This window comes from Pseudomonas rhodesiae (genome assembly GCF_013285305.1).
GTDB lineage: Bacteria > Pseudomonadota > Gammaproteobacteria > Pseudomonadales > Pseudomonadaceae > Aquipseudomonas > Aquipseudomonas rhodesiae.
Genome location: NZ_CP054205.1, coordinates 960,507 through 978,892, shown reverse-complemented (window position 1 = coordinate 978,892; position 18,386 = coordinate 960,507). Strand labels below are relative to the sequence as shown.

Annotated in this window: 19 protein-coding genes; 13 read left to right on the top strand and 6 right to left on the bottom strand. The window is 61.6% G+C overall.

The window, feature by feature from the left end; all coding sequences use genetic code 11:
• The first annotated feature begins 67 nt into the window (after window positions 1-67).
• The 6 genes from HRH33_RS04225 (at window position 68) to HRH33_RS04200 (ending at window position 6,089) form a co-directional block, all read left to right on the top strand.
• Window positions 68-988 carry a LysR family transcriptional regulator gene (locus tag HRH33_RS04225; protein WP_094065039.1) on the top strand — a complete coding sequence of 307 codons (921 nt, stop codon included), beginning with the start codon at window positions 68-70 and terminating at the stop codon, window positions 986-988.
• An 88-nt stretch (window positions 989-1,076) separates the two neighbouring features.
• Window positions 1,077-2,471: a uracil-xanthine permease family protein gene (locus HRH33_RS04220; RefSeq protein WP_167418504.1), complete on the top strand. Its 1,395-nt coding sequence runs from the start codon at window positions 1,077-1,079 to the stop codon at window positions 2,469-2,471.
• Between the two features lie 87 nt (window positions 2,472-2,558).
• Entirely contained in the window at window positions 2,559-3,218 is a 660-nt protein-coding gene (locus HRH33_RS04215; RefSeq protein ID WP_034095734.1) for a TetR/AcrR family transcriptional regulator, read from the top strand.
• A 12-nt stretch (window positions 3,219-3,230) separates the two neighbouring features.
• A complete protein-coding gene (locus tag HRH33_RS04210) occupies window positions 3,231-3,812 on the top strand; it encodes an IMPACT family protein (RefSeq protein WP_034111623.1) in 582 nt (193 codons plus the stop codon).
• Between the two features lie 57 nt (window positions 3,813-3,869).
• On the top strand, window positions 3,870-4,556 hold the full coding sequence (locus HRH33_RS04205; RefSeq protein WP_167418503.1) for an SDR family oxidoreductase: 687 nt from the start codon (window positions 3,870-3,872) through the stop codon (window positions 4,554-4,556).
• A 174-nt stretch (window positions 4,557-4,730) separates the two neighbouring features.
• A complete protein-coding gene (locus HRH33_RS04200) occupies window positions 4,731-6,089 on the top strand; it encodes an 8-oxoguanine deaminase (RefSeq protein ID WP_167418502.1) in 1,359 nt (452 codons plus the stop codon).
• 34 nt (window positions 6,090-6,123) lie between these two features.
• On the opposite strand, the gene HRH33_RS04195 is transcribed toward HRH33_RS04200, so the two are convergent.
• Window positions 6,124-7,215 carry a calcium:cation antiporter gene (locus HRH33_RS04195; RefSeq protein ID WP_094065041.1) on the bottom strand — a complete coding sequence of 364 codons (1,092 nt, stop codon included), beginning with the start codon at window positions 7,213-7,215 and terminating at the stop codon, window positions 6,124-6,126.
• Between the two features lie 193 nt (window positions 7,216-7,408).
• On the opposite strand from HRH33_RS04195, the gene HRH33_RS04190 reads away from it, so the two are divergent.
• Window positions 7,409-8,362: an adenosine deaminase gene (locus tag HRH33_RS04190; protein WP_047881371.1), complete on the top strand. Its 954-nt coding sequence runs from the start codon at window positions 7,409-7,411 to the stop codon at window positions 8,360-8,362.
• Window positions 8,363-8,411: 49 nt separating this feature from the next.
• On the opposite strand, the gene HRH33_RS04185 is transcribed toward HRH33_RS04190, so the two are convergent.
• The 3 genes from HRH33_RS04185 to HRH33_RS04175 all read right to left on the bottom strand — a co-directional run bounded on the left by HRH33_RS04185 (window position 8,412) and on the right by HRH33_RS04175 (window position 11,637).
• Window positions 8,412-9,782: an MFS transporter gene (locus HRH33_RS04185; RefSeq protein ID WP_040266031.1), complete on the bottom strand. Its 1,371-nt coding sequence runs from the start codon at window positions 9,780-9,782 to the stop codon at window positions 8,412-8,414.
• 101 nt (window positions 9,783-9,883) lie between these two features.
• Window positions 9,884-10,573: an ArsR/SmtB family transcription factor gene (locus HRH33_RS04180; protein ID WP_034136743.1), complete on the bottom strand. Its 690-nt coding sequence runs from the start codon at window positions 10,571-10,573 to the stop codon at window positions 9,884-9,886.
• A gap of 134 nt (window positions 10,574-10,707) precedes the next feature.
• The gene (locus tag HRH33_RS04175; protein WP_034095726.1) at window positions 10,708-11,637 is read right to left on the bottom strand and encodes a LysR family transcriptional regulator; all 930 of its coding nucleotides are present in this window, start codon (window positions 11,635-11,637) and stop codon (window positions 10,708-10,710) included.
• Window positions 11,638-11,741: 104 nt separating this feature from the next.
• Here HRH33_RS04175 and HRH33_RS04170 point away from each other — a divergent pair, with 104 nt between their 5' ends.
• The 3 genes from HRH33_RS04170 to HRH33_RS04160 all read left to right on the top strand — a co-directional run bounded on the left by HRH33_RS04170 (window position 11,742) and on the right by HRH33_RS04160 (window position 13,392).
• Window positions 11,742-12,035 (top strand): putative quinol monooxygenase, encoded by a 294-nt coding sequence (locus HRH33_RS04170; RefSeq protein ID WP_034136741.1) that lies wholly within the window; start codon window positions 11,742-11,744, stop codon window positions 12,033-12,035.
• A gap of 24 nt (window positions 12,036-12,059) precedes the next feature.
• Window positions 12,060-13,073, top strand: coding sequence for a zinc-binding alcohol dehydrogenase family protein (locus tag HRH33_RS04165; protein WP_034095724.1), 1,014 nt, complete (start codon window positions 12,060-12,062; stop codon window positions 13,071-13,073).
• A 145-nt stretch (window positions 13,074-13,218) separates the two neighbouring features.
• Window positions 13,219-13,392: a hypothetical protein gene (locus HRH33_RS04160; protein ID WP_167418501.1), complete on the top strand. Its 174-nt coding sequence runs from the start codon at window positions 13,219-13,221 to the stop codon at window positions 13,390-13,392.
• A 9-nt stretch (window positions 13,393-13,401) separates the two neighbouring features.
• Here the strand turns inward: HRH33_RS04160 and HRH33_RS04155 are convergent, their stop codons facing one another.
• The gene (locus HRH33_RS04155; protein WP_034111610.1) at window positions 13,402-14,595 is read right to left on the bottom strand and encodes a multidrug effflux MFS transporter; all 1,194 of its coding nucleotides are present in this window, start codon (window positions 14,593-14,595) and stop codon (window positions 13,402-13,404) included.
• An 85-nt stretch (window positions 14,596-14,680) separates the two neighbouring features.
• Entirely contained in the window at window positions 14,681-14,872 is a 192-nt protein-coding gene (locus HRH33_RS04150) for a heavy-metal-associated domain-containing protein (protein WP_034095722.1), read from the bottom strand.
• A 148-nt stretch (window positions 14,873-15,020) separates the two neighbouring features.
• On the opposite strand from HRH33_RS04150, the gene HRH33_RS04145 reads away from it, so the two are divergent.
• From HRH33_RS04145 to cueR, 3 genes are all read left to right on the top strand, one after another.
• Window positions 15,021-15,401: a hypothetical protein gene (locus HRH33_RS04145; protein WP_034095721.1), complete on the top strand. Its 381-nt coding sequence runs from the start codon at window positions 15,021-15,023 to the stop codon at window positions 15,399-15,401.
• A gap of 66 nt (window positions 15,402-15,467) precedes the next feature.
• On the top strand, window positions 15,468-17,669 hold the full coding sequence (locus HRH33_RS04140) for a heavy metal translocating P-type ATPase (RefSeq protein ID WP_167418500.1): 2,202 nt from the start codon (window positions 15,468-15,470) through the stop codon (window positions 17,667-17,669).
• Entirely contained in the window at window positions 17,666-18,067 is a 402-nt protein-coding gene (cueR, locus tag HRH33_RS04135; protein ID WP_034095719.1) for a Cu(I)-responsive transcriptional regulator, read from the top strand. The genes HRH33_RS04140 and cueR overlap by 4 nt, the downstream gene beginning before the upstream one ends.
• Window positions 18,068-18,386 lie beyond the last annotated feature (319 nt).

The window sequence follows — 18,386 nt, the reverse complement described above, 5'->3', positions numbered from 1 at the left end:
AATTGCCATGGCGATAAAGTCGGTGAAATCCAACTTTTCTAACCTTCAGTCAGGGCTTCACTAAACTATGAGCATCCGTCGTCCCGATCCTCTGGCTCAAGTCAGCGACTTCGATATCCGCTTATTGCGCATCTTTCGCAGCGTGGTGGAATGCGGCGGGTTCTCGGCGGCAGAAACCGTGCTCGGCATCGGGCGCTCGGCCATCAGCCAGCAAATGAGCGACCTTGAACAGCGGCTGGGATTGAGGCTCTGCCAGCGTGGCCGCGCGGGGTTTTCGCTCACGGAGGAGGGGCGCGAGGTGTACCAGTCGGCCCTGCAGTTGTTGAGCGCGCTGGAAAGTTTTCGCACAGAGGTCAACGGCCTGCACCAGCACTTACGCGGCGAATTAATCATCGGTCTCACCGACAACCTTGTCACCCTGCCTCACATGCGCATCACACACGCCTTGGCACAATTGAAGGAACGGGGCCCGGACGTGCAGATTCAGATCCGCATGATCGCGCCCAATGAAGTGGAGCAAGGCGTACTCGACGGCCGCCTGCACGTGGGGGTTGTGCCCCAGGCCAGCGCGCTGTCCGGCCTGGAATACCAGCCGCTCTACAGCGAACGTTCGCTGCTTTACTGCGCAGTCGGTCATCCGCTGTTCTATGCCGACGACAAAGCGCTGGACGACGCCCGCATCGATAGCCAGGACGCAATCGCCCCGACCTTCCGCCTGCCCGCAGACATCCAGGCTCACTACCAGGCGCTCAACTGCACCGCCAGCGCGTCGGACCGCGAAGGCATGGCGTTTCTGATCCTCACTGGTCGCTATATCGGCTATTTACCTGATCACTACGCCAACCTATGGGTACAACAAGGCCGACTGCGTGCGCTGAAACCGGCTACACGTTTTTACGATTTGAGCCTGGCATCGGTCACGCGCAAGGGCCGTCGCCCTCATTTGGTGCTGGAAAGCTTTCTCGACAGCTTGGCTGCAACACGCTAAATCGGGCCTCGGCGCAAAAGCTGAGCAACTGGACAGCTTTTTGCAAGGGCATCAGGACCTAGAACCGTCCGCCTTGAGTTTGCCCGCCATGCCACCAGAATCCTCCAGCCCCAGCGACCTGATCTACGGCCTCAACGACCGCCCAAAACCCGCCCCCGCCCTATTGGCCGCCTTGCAGCATGTGCTGGCCGCCTTCGTCGGTATCATCACTCCGCCGCTGATCATCGGCTCCACCCTCGGCCTTACCGCGCATTTGCCCTACCTGATCAGCATGGCGTTGATGGTTTCCGGTGTGGGCACCTTCATCCAAGCGCGTAGGCCGTTTGGTATCGGCGCCGGAATGATCTGCCTGCAAGGCACCAGCTTTGCGTTTCTCGGCGCGGTGCTGTCAGCCGGTTTTCTGGTCAAGCAACGCGGCGGCAGCCCGGAAGACATCATGGCGATGATCTTCGGCGTGTGCTTTTTCGGCGCGGCCGTGCAGATAGTCCTCAGCCGCTTCATCGGGCAGTTGCGCCGGGTAATTACGCCGCTGGTCACCGGCATCGTGATAACGCTGATCGGCATCAGCCTGATCAAGGTCGGCATTACTGACGTGGGCGGCGGTTTCAACGCCGCCGATTTCGGCGCTCCTACCAACCTGGCATTGGGGCTGTTCGTGGTGCTAACGATCATTCTGCTCAATCGCTCGAACACACCGTGGGTGCGGCTTTCGGCGATTATCATCGGCCTGGCCCTGGGCAGTCTGGCGGCCTGGTTCAGCGGCAAACTGGTGCCTCAGGCCTTGCCGGACTTGCCTCTGGTTAGCTTGCCGATACCGTTTCGGTTTGGTTTCAACTTCGACTGGAGCGCTTTCCTGCCGATTGCGCTGATCTATCTGATCAGCAGCATCGAAACTGTCGGCGACCTGACCGCCAATTGCATGATCGCCCGCCAACCCATCAGTGGCCCTTCCTATATAAGCCGGCTCAAAGGCGGCGTGCTGGGTGACGGGGTGAGCTGCATGATCGCCGCCACCTTCAGTGCGTTCCCCAACACTACCTTCGCGCAGAACAACGGGGTGATCCAACTCACCGGCGTCGCCAGCCGTTACGTCGGCTTATATATCGGCGTGGTGCTGTTCTGCCTCGGTTTGTTTCCGCTGATTGGGGCCGTGCTGCAGCAAATCCCCAAGCCGGTATTGGGCGGCGCGACCCTGGTGATGTTCGGCAGTGTCGCCGCCGCCGGGGTGCGCATCCTCGCGCAGGCGCCACTGGACCGGCGCAGCATGCTGATCATCGCAACTTCGTTCGGCGTCGGCCTGGGGATCGCTGCCCAGCCAAACCTGCTACACCTGATGCCCGCGCTGATACAGAATCTGTTCGATTCCGCCATCACCAGCGGCGGCCTGACCGCGATTGTGTTGTGCGTGCTATTGCCGGAGGCCAAAACCCCCGGCACCGCCGTAAACCACGCAACCGAAAGCGACACGCTGGAGCCGCTTTGACGGTTTTATTGCATCGGGACTTGTCTGGGGCTTGAGGGTGGGTTATCTGTGCACACGTCGTCTCTATCGATCAGCACGGTAATCTCCATGAGCCTCGAAGTTCCTGCCCACAGCCACCACGCCGGTAAGCCCGCCAGCCGCATCCGGCAAAAGAACGAACAAGCGATTCTCCAGGCTGCTGAGGATGAGTTCGCGCGCCATGGCTACAAGGGCACCAGCATGAACACCATTGCTGCCAGCGCCGGCCTGCCCAAGGCCAACTTGCACTACTACTTCACCAATAAGCTGGGCCTCTATATCGCAGTGCTCAGCAATATCCTCGAGCTATGGGACAGCACCTTCAACACGCTGACCGCCGAGGACGATCCCGCCGAGGCCCTGACCCGCTACATCCGCACCAAGATGGAGTTCTCACGGCGCCAGCCCCAGGCCTCGCGGATCTTCGCCATGGAAATCATCAGCGGCGGCGAATGCCTCACCGAATATTTCAGCCAGGACTACCGCGCCTGGTTCAGCGGGCGTGCGGCGGTGTTCCAGGCCTGGATCGACGCCGGCAAAATGGACCCCGTGGACCCCGTACACCTGATCTTCCTGCTGTGGGGCAGCACCCAGCACTACGCCGATTTCGCTACCCAGATCTGCCGCGTCACCGGGCGTACGCGCCTGACCAAACAAGACATGGAAGACGCCGGCACCAACCTGATCCATATCATTCTCAAAGGCTGCGGCATCAAGCCGGCCCTCTAGACGAAGCAACCTATGCCTTTCACGCTCACCGGCCTTTGCGAATTTCGTGAAGAGATACGCAAAAGCCGCTTTATCACCCTCGCTGTGCCGATCACCAGCCCACAGGACGCCCAGGCGTTTTTTCAGGAGCACAGCGTTCTCGATGCCACGCACAACTGCTGGGCCTGGAAATTGGGCGATCAATACCGCAGCAACGACGACGGCGAACCCGGCGGCACGGCCGGGCGGCCGATCCTGGCCGCCATCGAGGCCCAAGGTTTTGACCAGGTCGCCGTGCTGGTCATCCGCTGGTACGGCGGTATCCAACTGGGCACCGGTGGGCTTGCCCGTGCCTATGGTGGTGGCGCGAATAAATGCTTACAAAACGCCGAGCGCATCGAGCTGATCAGCCGCGTGCCGTTGCGCTGTGCGTGCGGCTTCTCCGAATTGAACCTGGTCAAACTGCGCGTGGCCGAATTGGGTGGGCTGGTGGTGGAAGAAACCTTCACCGCCAATGGTGTCGAACTGCAACTGGCCCTGGGGGAAGCGCAGATCGAAACCCTGCAAACCCAGCTCGCCGACTTGAGCCGTGGCCGCATCCTCCTGCAACGCTGAAACTGCTACTGTTGTGCGCTGAATCTCCCTGAACCGCGATTTCAAAGGAAGCCTTTCATGTCTACGCCAAAAACCGCACTGATCATCGGCGCCTCCCGTGGGCTGGGTCTTGGCCTGGTCAAGCAACTGCTCCAGGACGGCTGGGACGTGACCGCCACCGTGCGCGATCCGAGCAAAGCCGATGCGCTGAAAGCCGCTGGCCCGGTACAGATCGAGAAACTCGACATGGACGATCAACAAGCCGTGATCGCCCTGAACCAGCGCCTCAAAGAGCGCACCTTCGATCTGCTGTTCATCAATGCCGGCGTCAAAGGCCCGGACAATCAGGAACCCGGCCACGCCACCCTGGCCGAAGTCGGCCAGCTGTTCTTCACCAACGCCGTAGCGCCGATCAACCTGGCCCAGCGTTTTGTCGGGCAGATCCGCAAAGACAGCGGTGTGTTGGCGTTCATGAGCTCGGTACTGGGCAGCGTCACCATTCCCGACGGTTCGGAGATGGCGCTGTACAAAGCCAGTAAGGCTGCGCTCAATTCCATGACCAACAGCTTTATCACCCAATTGGGCGACCATCGGCTAACGGTGCTGTCGATGCACCCGGGCTGGGTCAAAACCGATATGGGCGGCGAAAACGCCCATATCGATGTCGATACCAGCGTGCGTGGCCTGGTGGATCAAGTGAATGCCTTCGCCGGCAAAGGTGGCCATCATTTCGTGGACTACAAAGGCGACACAATCGCCTGGTAAGTACACACGAAGAAAATGTGGGAGGGACTTATCCTTCCCACACAAATCAATCCGCTTTCCTACAAACCGAACTCCACGTAATCTAGCCCCTCGCCCCCACCGGCGACCCTGGATCAGCAGACAGGGCAACACTGAGCTGGCAAACCTGAACCCATCATTCAGAGGAGCCGGCCAATGCCTGCGACCCGTATCTGGTTAAAAACTCCCCTCGCGATTTTTACTGCCAATGGCCTTGATGCCCGTGGCGGCCTGGTGCTGCAAGACGGTGTGATCGCCGAAGTACTGGCGGCTGGCCAAGTCCCTGCGCAACCTTGCGAACAGGTCTTCGATGCCCGTGAACATGTGGTCCTGCCGGGCCTGATCAACACACACCATCACTTCTATCAGACCCTCACCCGTGCCTGGGCGCCGGTAGTCAATCAGCCGTTGTTTCCGTGGCTGAAAACCCTTTACCCGGTATGGGCGCGGCTGACCCCGGAAAAACTCGCCCTGGCCAGTAAAGTGGCATTGGCCGAGCTGTTGCTGTCCGGCTGCACCACTGCGGCCGACCATCACTATTTGTTCCCCGACGGCCTGGAACACGCCATCGATGTGCAAGTGGACAGCGTGCGCGAACTGGGCATGCGCGCCATGCTCACCCGCGGCTCCATGAGCTTGGGCGAAGCCGATGGCGGCCTGCCACCGCAGCAAACCGTGCAGCAAGGCCAGGTGATCCTGGACGACAGCCAGCGCCTGATCCGCGCCTACCACCAGCGCGGCGACGGCGCACAGATCCAGATCGCCCTGGCACCCTGCTCGCCGTTTTCAGTCACGCCGGAAATCATGCGCGCCAGTGCCGAATTGGCCACTCAACTCGATGTGCGCCTGCACACCCATCTGGCCGAAACCCTCGACGAAGAAGACTTCTGCCTGCAGCGCTTCGGCCTGCGCACGGTGGACTACCTCGACAGCGTCGGCTGGCTCGGCCCGCGCACCTGGCTGGCCCACGGCATTCACTTCAACCCGAATGAAATCGCGCGCCTGGGCGAGGCCGGTACCGGTATCTGTCACTGCCCAAGCTCCAATATGCGCTTGGCCTCGGGCATTTGTCCGACCCTGGACCTGATCGCCGCCGGCGCGCCAATCGGCCTGGGCGTGGACGGCTCGGCCTCCAACGACGCGTCGAACATGATCCTCGAAGCGCGCCAGGCCCTGTATATCCAGCGCTTGCGTTATGGCGCGCAGCACATCACCCCCGAAGGCGTGCTCGGCTGGGCCACTAAAGGCTCGGCGCAGTTATTGGGGCGTACGGATATCGGCGAGTTGGCCGCTGGCAAACAAGCCGACCTGGCGCTGTTCAAGCTGGATGAGCTGCGCTTTTCCGGCAGCCATGACCCGATATCGGCGCTGCTGCTGTGCGGCGCGGACCGAGCGGATCGGGTGATGGTCGGCGGGCAGTGGCGAGTCATCGACGGGCAGGTAGAAGGCCTGGATCTGAAAGGCCTGATTGCCGATCACAGCCAGGCGGCGCGGGCGTTGATCGCCGGGAGCTGATCCCGGCGTCCTCACCCACCTTACGCTGCTGCGCTTACAGGCCCAGCAGCGACAACATGATAAACGTCGCAAACAGCACAAAGTGGGTCATCCCTTCGATGGCGTTTGTTTCGCCATCGTTGAGGTTGATCGCGCTGACGATCAGCGTGATAAACACCATCACGGTTTGCACGGGGGTCATTGCCATCTGGAACGGCTGGCCGGTGTAGAGCGCCATGGCCTCCATCACCGGCACGGTCAGGATCACTGTTGACAACGAAGCACCCAACGCGATGTTGACCACCGACTGCATACGGTTGGCCAACGCGGCGCGCAATGCCGTCAGTATTTCCGGCGCCGCCGAAATCGCCGCCACCACAATCGCCGTCACTACCGGCGGCGCGCCCGTGCCTTCCAGGCCAAGGTCGAGAGTCTTGGACATGACCTCTGCCAACGCACCAATCACCACCACACCGAACACCAAAGTGCCAATGGAAAACGCCAGGCTGACCGGCGGCGCTTCCGCGTCTGCCGGCAACTGCTTACGGCGTTTTTCCGGGTAGCTGTAACTGAAGAAGTAACTGTGCGGCCCCACCTGCATCCTCAGGAACAAGGTGTACAGCACCACCATCGCGCCGATGGTGAAGGCCGAGTAAATTTTCCAATCGCCCTTGGGGATAAATTCCGGCACCACCATCGACACGCCCATGGCGGTGAGGATCATCACGCTGTAGGTCCGCGCCGAATCGTCGTTGTAGGACTGTTCGCCATGCTTGATCCCGCCCATCAGCGCGGCAAGGCCAAGGATGCCGTTGATGTCGAGCATCACCGCCGAGTAAATGGTGTCGCGCACCAGGGTCGGTGAAGGTTCGTTACTCATCATGATCGCCAGGATCACCACCTCCACCAGCACGGCCGCGAGGGTCAGGATCATGGTGCCGTAGGGGTCGCCGACTTTTTCCGCCAGTTGCTCGGCGTGGTGAGCTACACGCATCGACGCCATCACGATAAACGCGATCAGCGCCAACCCCGCGAGCAACGCCACCATTTGCCCGCTGTGCAGCATCCAATGCTCCAACGGGTAGGCGGCGATGGCGGCAATCAGCGCCAGCAGCATAAATTTTTCTTGCTTGAGGGATGTGAGCATTCCGGGCCTTTTAATGCGGCAAATCAGTCATTGATGGGGTACAGACTGCGCCACGCCGCTAACGTTTCGTTACACCTTAGTTCACGTCGCCCTTGCGCGAATAAAACGAATACTCTCCTGCTGGTCAGGTTTTGCCGATTATTTCAGCCATGGCCTGTAGAATGCGGCGATTGCACCTGATGAGAATTTAGACATGTACGATTGGCTCAACGCCCTGCCCAAGGCCGAACTGCACCTGCACCTGGAGGGTTCGCTGGAGCCTGAGCTGCTGTTTGCCCTGGCCGAGCGCAATAAAATCGCGCTGCCGTGGAACGACGTCGACACCCTGCGCAAGGCCTACGCCTTCAATAACCTGCAAGAATTTCTCGACCTGTACTACCAGGGCGCCGATGTGCTGCGCACCTCCCAGGATTTTTACGACCTTACCTGGGCCTACCTGCTGCGCTGTAAAGCCCAGAACGTGATCCACACCGAGCCGTTCTTCGACCCGCAAACCCATACCGACCGCGGCATCCCGTTCGAAGTGGTGCTGAACGGCATCGCCGCCGCGCTCAAAGATGGCGAGCAGCAATTGGGTATCACCAGCGGTTTGATCCTCAGCTTCCTGCGCCACCTGAGTGAAGCAGAAGCCGAGAAAACCCTGGACCAGGCCCTGCCGTTCCGCGATGCGTTCGTCGCCGTTGGCCTGGACAGCTCGGAAATGGGCCACCCGCCGAGCAAGTTCCAACGCGTGTTCGATCGCGCACGGCATGAAGGCTTCCTCACCGTGGCCCACGCCGGCGAAGAAGGCCCACCGGAATACATCTGGGAAGCACTCGACCTGCTGAAAATCCAGCGTATCGACCACGGCGTGCGCGCCATCGAAGACGAGCGCCTGATGCAGCGCATCATCGACGAGCAAATTCCGCTCACCGTGTGCCCGTTGTCCAACACCAAGCTCTGCGTGTTCGATGACATGGCCCAGCACAACATCCTCGACATGCTTGAGCGGGGCGTGAAGGTGACGGTGAATTCGGATGATCCGGCGTACTTCGGCGGTTATGTCACCGAAAATTTCTATGCGCTGTATGAATCACTGGGCATGACCCAGGACCAGGCCAAACGCCTGGCCCAGAACAGCCTGGATGCGCGCTTGATCAAGCCGTAACGAAAAAAGGGAGGGTGCTTGCACCCTCCCTTCTTTTGCGCAGCGGTTTTCAGGCTTCGGCCAACTCTTCCAACGTTTTGCCCTTGGTTTCCATCCCAAATACCCACACCACCAGCGCCGCCACCGCAAAACACAGCGCGCCCAAGGCAAATACTCCGCCCTGCCCGGTCACCGGAAACACCAGCCCGGTCACCAACGGCCCCAGCAACGAACCGACCCGGCCAATCGCCGAGGCAAACCCGGACCCGGTCGCCCGCGCCGACGTGGGGTACAACTCCGGCGTGTAGGTGTAGAGCACCGCCCACATGCCAAACAAAAAGAACTGCATCAACAGCCCCGTGGTGATCAGCAAGCCGACATTGCCGCCAAACACCGCACTCTGCCCATACAGAAACGCCATCAAGCCGCCACCGAGCAATGTCACCACACACACCGGTTTACGCCCCCAGCGCTCGACCAACCAGGCCGCCATCAAAAAGCCGGGGATCCCGCCCAGGGAAATGATCACCGTGTAGTACACCGATTGGGTCACCGCGAAACCGGACTGCTGCAACAGCGCGCTCAGCCACGAAGTCAGCCCGTAGAAACCGAGCAGGGCAAAGAACCAGACGCTCCAGATCATCAGCGTGCGCTGGCGATACTGCGCGGACCACAATTGCTGGAATGCCGAAAAGAAATTCCCCGGTACGCTCTGCACCCGTGGCAGGCGAATCGGTTCCGGCAAGTCGGTGCGGCCCAGGGAGGTACGCACTTTGTTCTCGATCCCAATCAGCACGTTGTCCGCTGCGTCATGGCGGCCGGCCTGTTCCAGCCAGCGCGGCGATTCGGGGATGAAAAAACGGATCGCCAACACAAACACCGCAGGCACCGCCAACACCAGGAAGATGTCACGCCAGCCGATCACCGGCAGCAGGAAATACGACAGCACCCCCGCCGCCACAAAGCCCAGCGGCCAGAAACCATCCATCAACGCGATATAGCGCCCGCGCGCCTTGGCCGGGATCAGCTCAGACAGCATCGATTGCGCAATCGGAAACTCCATGCCCATGCCGATCCCCAGCAGGATACGAAACAGCGTCAATGTCTCCACGGTCTGCGCCGTGGAACACAGATAGCTGGCCAAGCCCCACAGCACGATGCTCCACTGAAACACCGGCTTACGCCCGAAGCGATCGGCGAGCATCCCGGACAACGACGCCCCCACCACCATGCCGAAAAAACTCGAACTGGCGAGCAAACCCGCCTGGGCGGTGCTCAGCCCGAACTCGGTTTTGATCGAGCCCAACAGAAACGTCATCATCGCCAGATCCATGGAGTCGAAAAAAAACGCCAAGGCAATGATGATAAAAATCACTCGGTGGTAACCGCTGATGGGTAACCGTTCGAGGCGTTCCGCTGCACTAAAACCTTGCATACCCATGCCACACCCCCAGTAAGAAAAGCCCGAAGACGAGTGTGCGGCATGCTTTTTCCAGATTTTTGCTGGATGCGACCTGATTAAAACTCTCAACGACGCCACGACTATTCAGAAGCGGCCAGGCGGGCGATTTCCTGCTGCCCGATGTCACTGACCTGTAGCGCTTGGGAATCATTGATCAGGCTGACCCAGTTCGATTGCAGAAACAATTGCAGCAACCCCGCCCCCAGCGCGCCGCCCAAGTGCGGATGCTGCTGGCTCCAGTCGAAACAATCGCAGGTCAGCGGCGAGCTCAGTGCCTGGGTGAAAATGCCCAAGTTCGCCAGTTGCTGGGCCCCCTTGACGGTGACATCGGTGCGTTGTTCATAACGCTCGATCCACCTCGCCGCCATCATGCGCTCGTACAGCCCCGCCGCCAGCTCGCCGCCGAGATGGCCGTGACACAGTCGCGCCCGACGCAGTGACGGCGGCGCCAACAGCGTCGGTTCCGGCGAACAGGGCGCAGCACGAGCGGCACTGGCCAGGGTGGTACTGGCCAACGCATCGATGGCGAGGCTGACATCGGCGGCGGCCACCCGAAACAGACGCTTGCCGCGCCGCGCCTCGGCCCGTAGCAAGCCACTGCCGGTGAGCCGCGCCAAATGCGCATTGGCCGACGCTGGCGAGAGCCCGGTCAGGCTGGCGAGTTCTTCTGAAGTCTTAGCGGAGCCGTCCATCAAAACCCAGAGCATGGCGGCGCGTTTCGGCTCGGCGAGCAAGCCGGCGATCTGACTGATACAAGGTGCTGCTTCCATCGGTTCACTCCCTGTTAAATCACTTTTCTGCTGCGGTTGGCGCCAAAGTATAGGTGCGCCATGGGCCGGTTCCGCGGCGTCTGACAGCGCGAATAGGGACAGAACATGAGTGAAATTTCTGGCTGTGGTGGAGGCTATTGCCCAGCCCCTGCTGGCTCCGGCATTTGCGCGGTCAAGTTCGCACAACGGGTGACCAGCATGTCCCGCAGCAAGTTGACGGGTTTGCTCAATTGCGCCCGATGGGCACACAGCAGATTAAGCGGTGTGGGCTCGCCGCGCAGCTCTGGGAGGATCAAGCGCAGGCGCCCGGCGAGCACGTCGGTGCTCACATCCAGCCAGGATTTGTAGGCAATGCCCACGCCGGCCACCGCCCAGCGCCGCACCACATCGGCGTCGTCGCTGAAACGGTCGCCGCTGACCGTCAGACTGATGTCGCGCTTACCGTCGCGAAACGCCCAATGGTCATGCACGCGGCTACCGAGCATGTACAACAGGCAATTGTGCTGAGCCAGTTGTTCCAGGTGACGGGGTTCGCCGTGACGCGCCAAATAACTGGGGGCGGCGCATAGCACACGCACGTTGCTCGGCGCCACGGGCAGCGCCACAAGGCTGGAGTCCTCGGGTTCGCCGTAGCGCAGGGCGATATCCACCGGTTGGCGAAACAGGTCGGCGATTCGATCGCCCAACAACAGGCGCACGTTGAGCTGTGGATGTTCACGCTGGAACTCATCCAGCCAGGGCAGTAATTGGTTACGGCCAAAGTCCGACGGTGCCGAGAGTTGCAGCACGCCGCTGACATGGTCCTGACCGCTGGCCAGCAAGCGCCGGCCCTCATCCAAGGAACCCAACGCAGCTCGGGCATACTCCAGGAACCCCTCACCCTCGGCGGTCAAGCGCAGGCTGCGAGTGGAGCGCGCCAGCAAACGCGCGCCCAACTGCTGCTCAATGCGCTTGAGCGCCGCACTGGCCACCGCCGGCGACAGGTCCATCACCCGCGCCGCTGCCGACAGGCTGCCCAAGTCCGCCGCACGTACAAACAATTGCAAATCATCGAAGCGCAGCATTATCAAAATTCCGTTGAAACAGCCCTCTGTTTTAGCCGCTTTTATGATGGCGGGAAATAGCCAATCATCTGCCCACCCCGTGTTTAACGTGCCAGGAGTCGCTTATGTCCGCTGCCTTTAACGTGATCGCCACGCTGATCGCCAAACCTGGCCAACAGGCCGCCCTGGAAACCCTGCTGCGCGGTCTGCTTGAACCCACACGCCGTGAAGACGGCTGCGAGCAGTACGACCTGCACCAGGACCAGCAACACCCCGAGACCTTCTACATGCTCGAACGCTGGCGCGACGACGCAGCGCTGGCGGCCCACGACCAGAGTGCGCATATCCAGCACTTCCGCGCCGAGGCGGCGCAGGTACTCGAACATTTCGAACTCAAACGCCTGAATTTTCTCGCCTGATCACCGCTATTTTCCGGAGCCTCCATGAAAGCCATTGCCTACTACGCATCACTGCCCATCAACGACCCTCTGTCCCTGCAAGACATCGAACTACCGGCCCCCGTCGCCGGCCCGCGCGACCTGCTGGTGGAAGTCAAAGCCATCTCGGTCAACCCGGTGGACACCAAAGTGCGCCAGAACGTCGCCCCCGAACACGGCGCTGCCAAGGTGCTGGGCTGGGACGTCGCCGGGGTGGTCAAGGCGGTCGGCAGCGACGTGACCCTGTTCAAGGCTGGCGACAAGGTGTTCTACGCCGGCTCCCTGACCCGCCCGGGCGGCAACAGCGAACTGCACACGGTGGACGAACGCATCGTCGGGCATATGCCCAAGAGCCTGAACTTTGCCGAAGCCGCCGCGCTGCCGCTGACCGCTATCACGGCCTGGGAACTGCTGTTCGAGCGCCTGCAGATACGCGAGGGCAAGGAAGATGAAGGCCAGAGCCTGCTGATCGTCGGCGCCGCCGGCGGTGTGGGTTCGATCCTCACCCAACTGGCCCGGCAACTGACGGCATTGAAGGTGATCGGCACCGCGTCGCGCCCGGAAACCCAAGCATGGGCCAAGGCACTGGGCGCCCATCGGGTGATCGACCACAGCCAGCCGCTGAGCCAAGCCTTGCAACAGGCAGGCGAAGCGCAGGTGACCCATGTCGCCAGCCTGACCCAGACCGAGCACCACCTGGATCAGTTGGTCGAAGCGCTGCAACCTCAGGGCAAGCTCGCGCTGATCGACGACCCCAAGGCACTGGACGTCAGCAAGCTCAAGCGCAAGAGCCTGTCGCTGCATTGGGAGTTTATGTACACCCGCTCGATGTTCGAGACGCCGGACATGATCGAACAACACCACCTGCTCAATCGCGTGGCTGAACTGATCGACGCCGGCACCCTGGAAACCACCGTGGGCGAGCACTTCGGTGCGATCAACGCGGCCAATCTGCGTCGGGCTCACGCGCTGCTGGAGAGCGGCAAGGCCAAAGGCAAGATCGTGCTGGAAGGTTTCTGAAACAGGCCTGTAGGCGTCGTCTGTTACTCGTGTGAGTGAAGGACGACGCCGCTAGTCAGACAGTTGACCTTTGTCATATTTGCGAGCGCATTCGGGTTTATATTGGCCGCCTTTGCCACGATTCTTTTACGTGAGGAAGTCAGCAATGAAGATCCTGATAAAAGCGTTAGCAAAATCTCAATGGGAGGTCCGTCTGGACCAGAGAACCATTACCTTCCGCAGTGAAGCCGAGGCCCGCGCCTTTGCCGAGACCCTGCAAGCGCGCATTCAGGCGCCGCACAATTTCCAGGTCAACCAGCAGCGCGCCGCCGCTGGCTGACCCCCTCGGTCAGCCCTGCGCCTGCACGGCCCTGGCCCGTTGCAGGCGCAAGGTCGACATGGCCACTGTCACCGCCAATAGCCCGCACAAGCTGATGACCATCGCCATCGGCATCGCTGTGCCATCGTGCAACGCCCCCACCAACGACGCCGCCCCCGCCGCCACGCCGAACTGAATACAACCGAGCAATGCCGAAGCACTACCGGCCCGCGCACCCTGGCCTGCCATAGCACAGGCCGAGGTGTTAGGCAGGATGCAACCCAGGCTGGCGATACAGATAAAGAGCGGTATCAGCAGAGGCCACAACGCTTGGGTGCGCAGCGCGGCCACTCCCAGCAGCGTCAGCGCCGCCGCCACGTACACCCACACTGTGCGCGACAGCAAAAATGCCGGGCCACGTTTGGCTAACAGTCGGGCATTGAGCTGAGCCACCAGGATAAAACCGGCGGCGTTGGAGCCGAACACCCAGCCGTAATGCTCGGCTGGCACGCCGTAGAGTTTGATAAATACGAAAGGTGAACCGGCGATGTAGGCAAACATTCCGGCAATCGACAGCGCACCGGTGAGGGCATAGCCGAGGTAGACCCGGTCCGACAGCAACCCCAGATAACGACGCAGCGAGCCGGACAACGGTTGGCGCGGTTGATGGGCCGGGAAAGTTTCCGGCAACCCCACTGCCACGGCGACCGCTGCCATCACGCTGAAGATCGACAACGCCAGGAAGATCGACTGCCAGCCCCACAACCCCACCATCAAGCCACCGGCCAGCGGCGCGAGGATCGGCGCCAGGCCGGTCACCAGCATCAGTTGGGAGAACACTTTGGCCGAGCCCACGGCATCGCATTTGTCGCTGACCACCGCGCGGGAAATCACCATGCCCGCGCAGCCACCCAGGGCTTGCACAAAGCGCGCGCCGATCAGCCATTCCAGGGACGGCGCAAAGGCACAGGCGAAGGAGGCCAAGGTAAACAGGGTCACGCCGCTGAGCAGCGGCCCGCGCCGACCGAAACGGTCTGCCAGGGGGCCGTAGATCAATTGGCCGATAGCCAGGCCGGCGAAATACACCGCCAAGGTCAGCTGGATATGTTTTTCATCGGTGGCAAACGCGGTGGCCATCGCCGGAAAACCCGGCAAGTAAAAATCGATCGCCAGTGGAGCGAAGGCGCTCAGGGCACCCAGGATCAGAATTATGCGAAGGTTCATCAGGCACCCAAGTGAGTCGGCAGCCCGACAGTCTAGCCGTGCTTGGGTGCCTTGAACATTACGATAGCTCGCTAACTATTAAATTTCAGACGACGCTGTAGCCTTCCTCCTTGATCAGCCCGGCAATCGCTTCACGGCTCAGTTGGCTCTGCACGCTGACCTGCTTCGCCGCCAGGTCCACCTTCACTTCGGCTGTCGGGTCCTGGCTCTGTACCGCTTGGGTCACCGCTTTGACGCAATGGCCGCAGGTCATTCCTTCCACAGTGAATACTTGCATGACATGACTCCTTTGATGAGGTTGGACCCAGTCTCGACCTTGCCACGATGGCAAGGTCAAGTTCCTGAGAAATCGGCCGGGCTGGTATTCGGCGGCCACGTCGGCCAAGCTTCAACTTTCTCAAGCTGTGAACCACGGAGTACTCGCCATGCGCTGGTCGTTTTTTGGCCTTGTGGGCCTGATGAGCTTGTCTGCCGCCGCGCCCCAGGCCCTGGCCGCAGAAGACTATGCGGTGCTGATCATTTCCCGGGAACGCCTGGAAGTGCCGACCAATTGCGAGATTGGCCTGTACCTCAACGACCAGTTGGCCGGCCGGCTGTTCCAAGAGCAGTCCACCTCGTTCAACTTGCCGGCGGGTAACCTGTCGTTGCGCCTCAAGTTGCTGCCGGGCCAGGCGCCGGGCTGCTTGCCGGGTCTGCTGGCACCGCCGGCGCAGAACATCACATTGAAGGCCGGTGACGTACGCAAACTGCGGATCGCCCAAGGCCCGGACGGCATGTACCTCAAGCCTGCCGCATTGGAATACTGAAGGCACTTGACCTTACCCACAGGACAAGGTTGATCCTAGGGGCCACTTCTCTTGGAGGATTGCCCCATGAATGGAACCACCACCTTTGACCTGCCCATCGGCGGTATGACCTGCGCCAGTTGCGCCGGGCGTGTCGAGCGCGCGCTGGGCAAGGTGCCGGGGGTGCAGAGGGTCAGCGTCAACCTGGCCAATGAACGTGCCCACGTCGAAGTCCTCGGCCAGATGGACCCCAGCGTGCTGATCGCCGCCGTCGACAAGGCCGGTTACAGCGCCAGCCTGCCGCAGACCGAAACCCGCACCGCCGCCGATCAAGCCCAGCGCCTGCACCGCGAGCGCTGGGCCTTGCTGTTGGCCATCGTGCTGGCGCTGCCCCTGGTGCTGCCGATGCTGGTGCAGCCGTTCGGCCTGCATTGGATGCTACCGGCCTGGGTGCAATTCGCCCTGGCCACCCCGGTGCAATTTATCCTCGGCGCGCGCTTTTACGTGGCCGCCTGGAAAGCCGTGCGCGCCGGGGCGGGCAACATGGATTTGCTGGTGGCCATCGGCACCAGCGCCGGTTACGGCCTGAGCCTGTACGAATGGCTCAACGCCCCCGCCGGCAGCATGCCCCACCTGTATTTCGAAGCCTCCGCAGTGGTGATCGCCCTGATCCTGCTGGGCAAATACCTGGAAAGCCGCGCCAAGCGCCAGACCGCCAGCGCCATCCGCGCCCTGGAAGCCTTGCGCCCCGAGCGTGCCACCCGCGTGCGCGATGGCCATGAACAAGAGGTGGCGATCAACGCCCTGTCCCTCGACGATGTGGTCAGCGTCAAACCCGGCGAACGCTTCCCGGTGGACGGTGAAGTGATCGAAGGCCAGAGCCATGCCGACGAAGCCCTGATCAGCGGCGAGAGCTTGCCCGTGCCGAAACAACCGGGCGATAAGGTCACCGGCGGCGCCATCAACGGTGAAGGCCGCCTGTTGGTGCGCACCACCGCGCTGGGCGCCGAGAGCGTCCTGGCGCGGATCATCCGTTTGGTAGAAGACGCCCAGGCCGCCAAGGCGCCGATCCAGAAACTGGTGGACAAAGTCAGCCAGGTGTTTGTGCCGACCGTGCTGGTGTTGGCGCTGATCACGCTGGTGGGCTGGTGGCTGTACGGCGCGCCGTTGGAAACCGCCATCATCAATGCGGTCGCGGTGCTGGTGATCGCCTGCCCGTGCGCCCTGGGCCTGGCCACGCCGACCGCGATCATGGCCGGCACCGGCGTCGCCGCGCGACACGGCATTCTGATCAAGGACGCCGAAGCCTTGGAACGTGCCCATGAAGTCAGCGCCGTAGTGTTCGACAAGACCGGCACCCTCACCTCCGGCACGCCCAAAATCGCGCATATGATCGCGGTGGATGGCAATCAAGCCCAACTGTTGCAACAAGCCGGCGCGCTGCAACGCGGCAGCGAGCACCCATTGGCCAACGCAGTGCTGGAAGCCTGCGCCGAACAAGGGCTGAACATTGCCGATGTCAGCGCCAGCCAATCCCTGACCGGGCGCGGTATCGCCGGCACCCTCGATGGCCGGCCACTGGCCTTGGGCAATCGCCGCCTGCTGGAAGACAGCGGCCTGAACCCTGGCGATCTGACGCAAACCGCTCAGACCTGGGAGGCCGAAGGTCGCACGTTGTCCTGGTTGATCGAGCAAGGCGCACAACAGCGGGTGTTGGGGCTGTTCGCATTTGGCGACACCCTCAAGCCCGGTGCGTTGCAGGCCGTGGGGCAGCTCACGGCTCAAGGCATCAGCAGCCATCTGCTCACCGGCGACAATCGCGGCAGTGCACAGGTGGTGGCGCAGGCGCTGGGCATCGACGATGTGCATGCCGAAGTGCTGCCCGCCGACAAAGCCGCCACCGTCGCCGCGCTGAAAAAAACCGGCGTGGTGGCGATGGTCGGCGACGGCATCAATGATGCCCCGGCCCTGGCGGCCGCCGATATCGGCATCGCCATGGGCGGCGGCACCGATGTGGCCATGCATGCCGCCGGCATTACCCTGATGCGCGGCGATCCGCGCCTGGTGCCGGCCGCGCTGGAGATCAGCCGCAAGACCTACGCCAAGATCCGCCAGAACCTGTTCTGGGCCTTTGTGTATAACTTGATTGGCATTCCCCTGGCGGCCTTCGGCCTGCTCAACCCAGTGTTGGCGGGTGCGGCGATGGCGTTGTCCAGCGTCAGCGTAGTGAGCAATGCCTTGCTGTTGAAAACCTGGAAACCCAAGGATTTGGAGGATCGACACCCATGAACATCGGCCAAGCCGCCCGTCAGAGCGGCCTCAGCGCCAAGATGATTCGCTATTACGAATCCATCGGTCTGCTGAAAGCGGCTCACCGCACCGACAGCGGCTACCGCGTGTACGGCGCGGAGGACCTGCATACGTTGGCGTTTATCAAACGCTCGCGGGATCTGGGGTTTTCACTGGAAGAGGTCGGCAAACTGCTGGCCCTGTGGCAAGACCGCCACCGCGCCAGCGCCGACGTAAAAGCCTTGGCGCGCCAGCATATCGACGAGTTGAATCAGAAGATCCTGGAACTGGGCCAACTGCGCGACACCTTGCAGGACCTGGTGGAACACTGCCAAGGCGATGACCGGCCCGATTGCCCGATCCTCAAGGAGCTGGCGTCCGGCTCTTGCTGCTCCTAAGGCCACACGCAAAACCAATGTGGGAGAGAGCTTGCCCGACAGCGGCGGATCAGCCAGCCGTTGCGGTGAAACGCTGCCATCGGGGCATAGATATCTTCTAGTTTTAAAGGCGGACAAATAACGCTGTGGCGAGCAGGCTTGCCCTGCGCTGGGGCGCGAAGCGGCCCCCTCTCCGCACACTGCGGCGTATCAGGCCAAACCGGTTGTCAGGTTTCAGGGCCGCTTCGCAGCCCAGCGCAGGGCAAGCCTGCTCACCACAAAAAATCTCACTTTCTCAGGTTATGTTTTCGACCGAAGCTGTGTGCCACCGGGGGCAAGT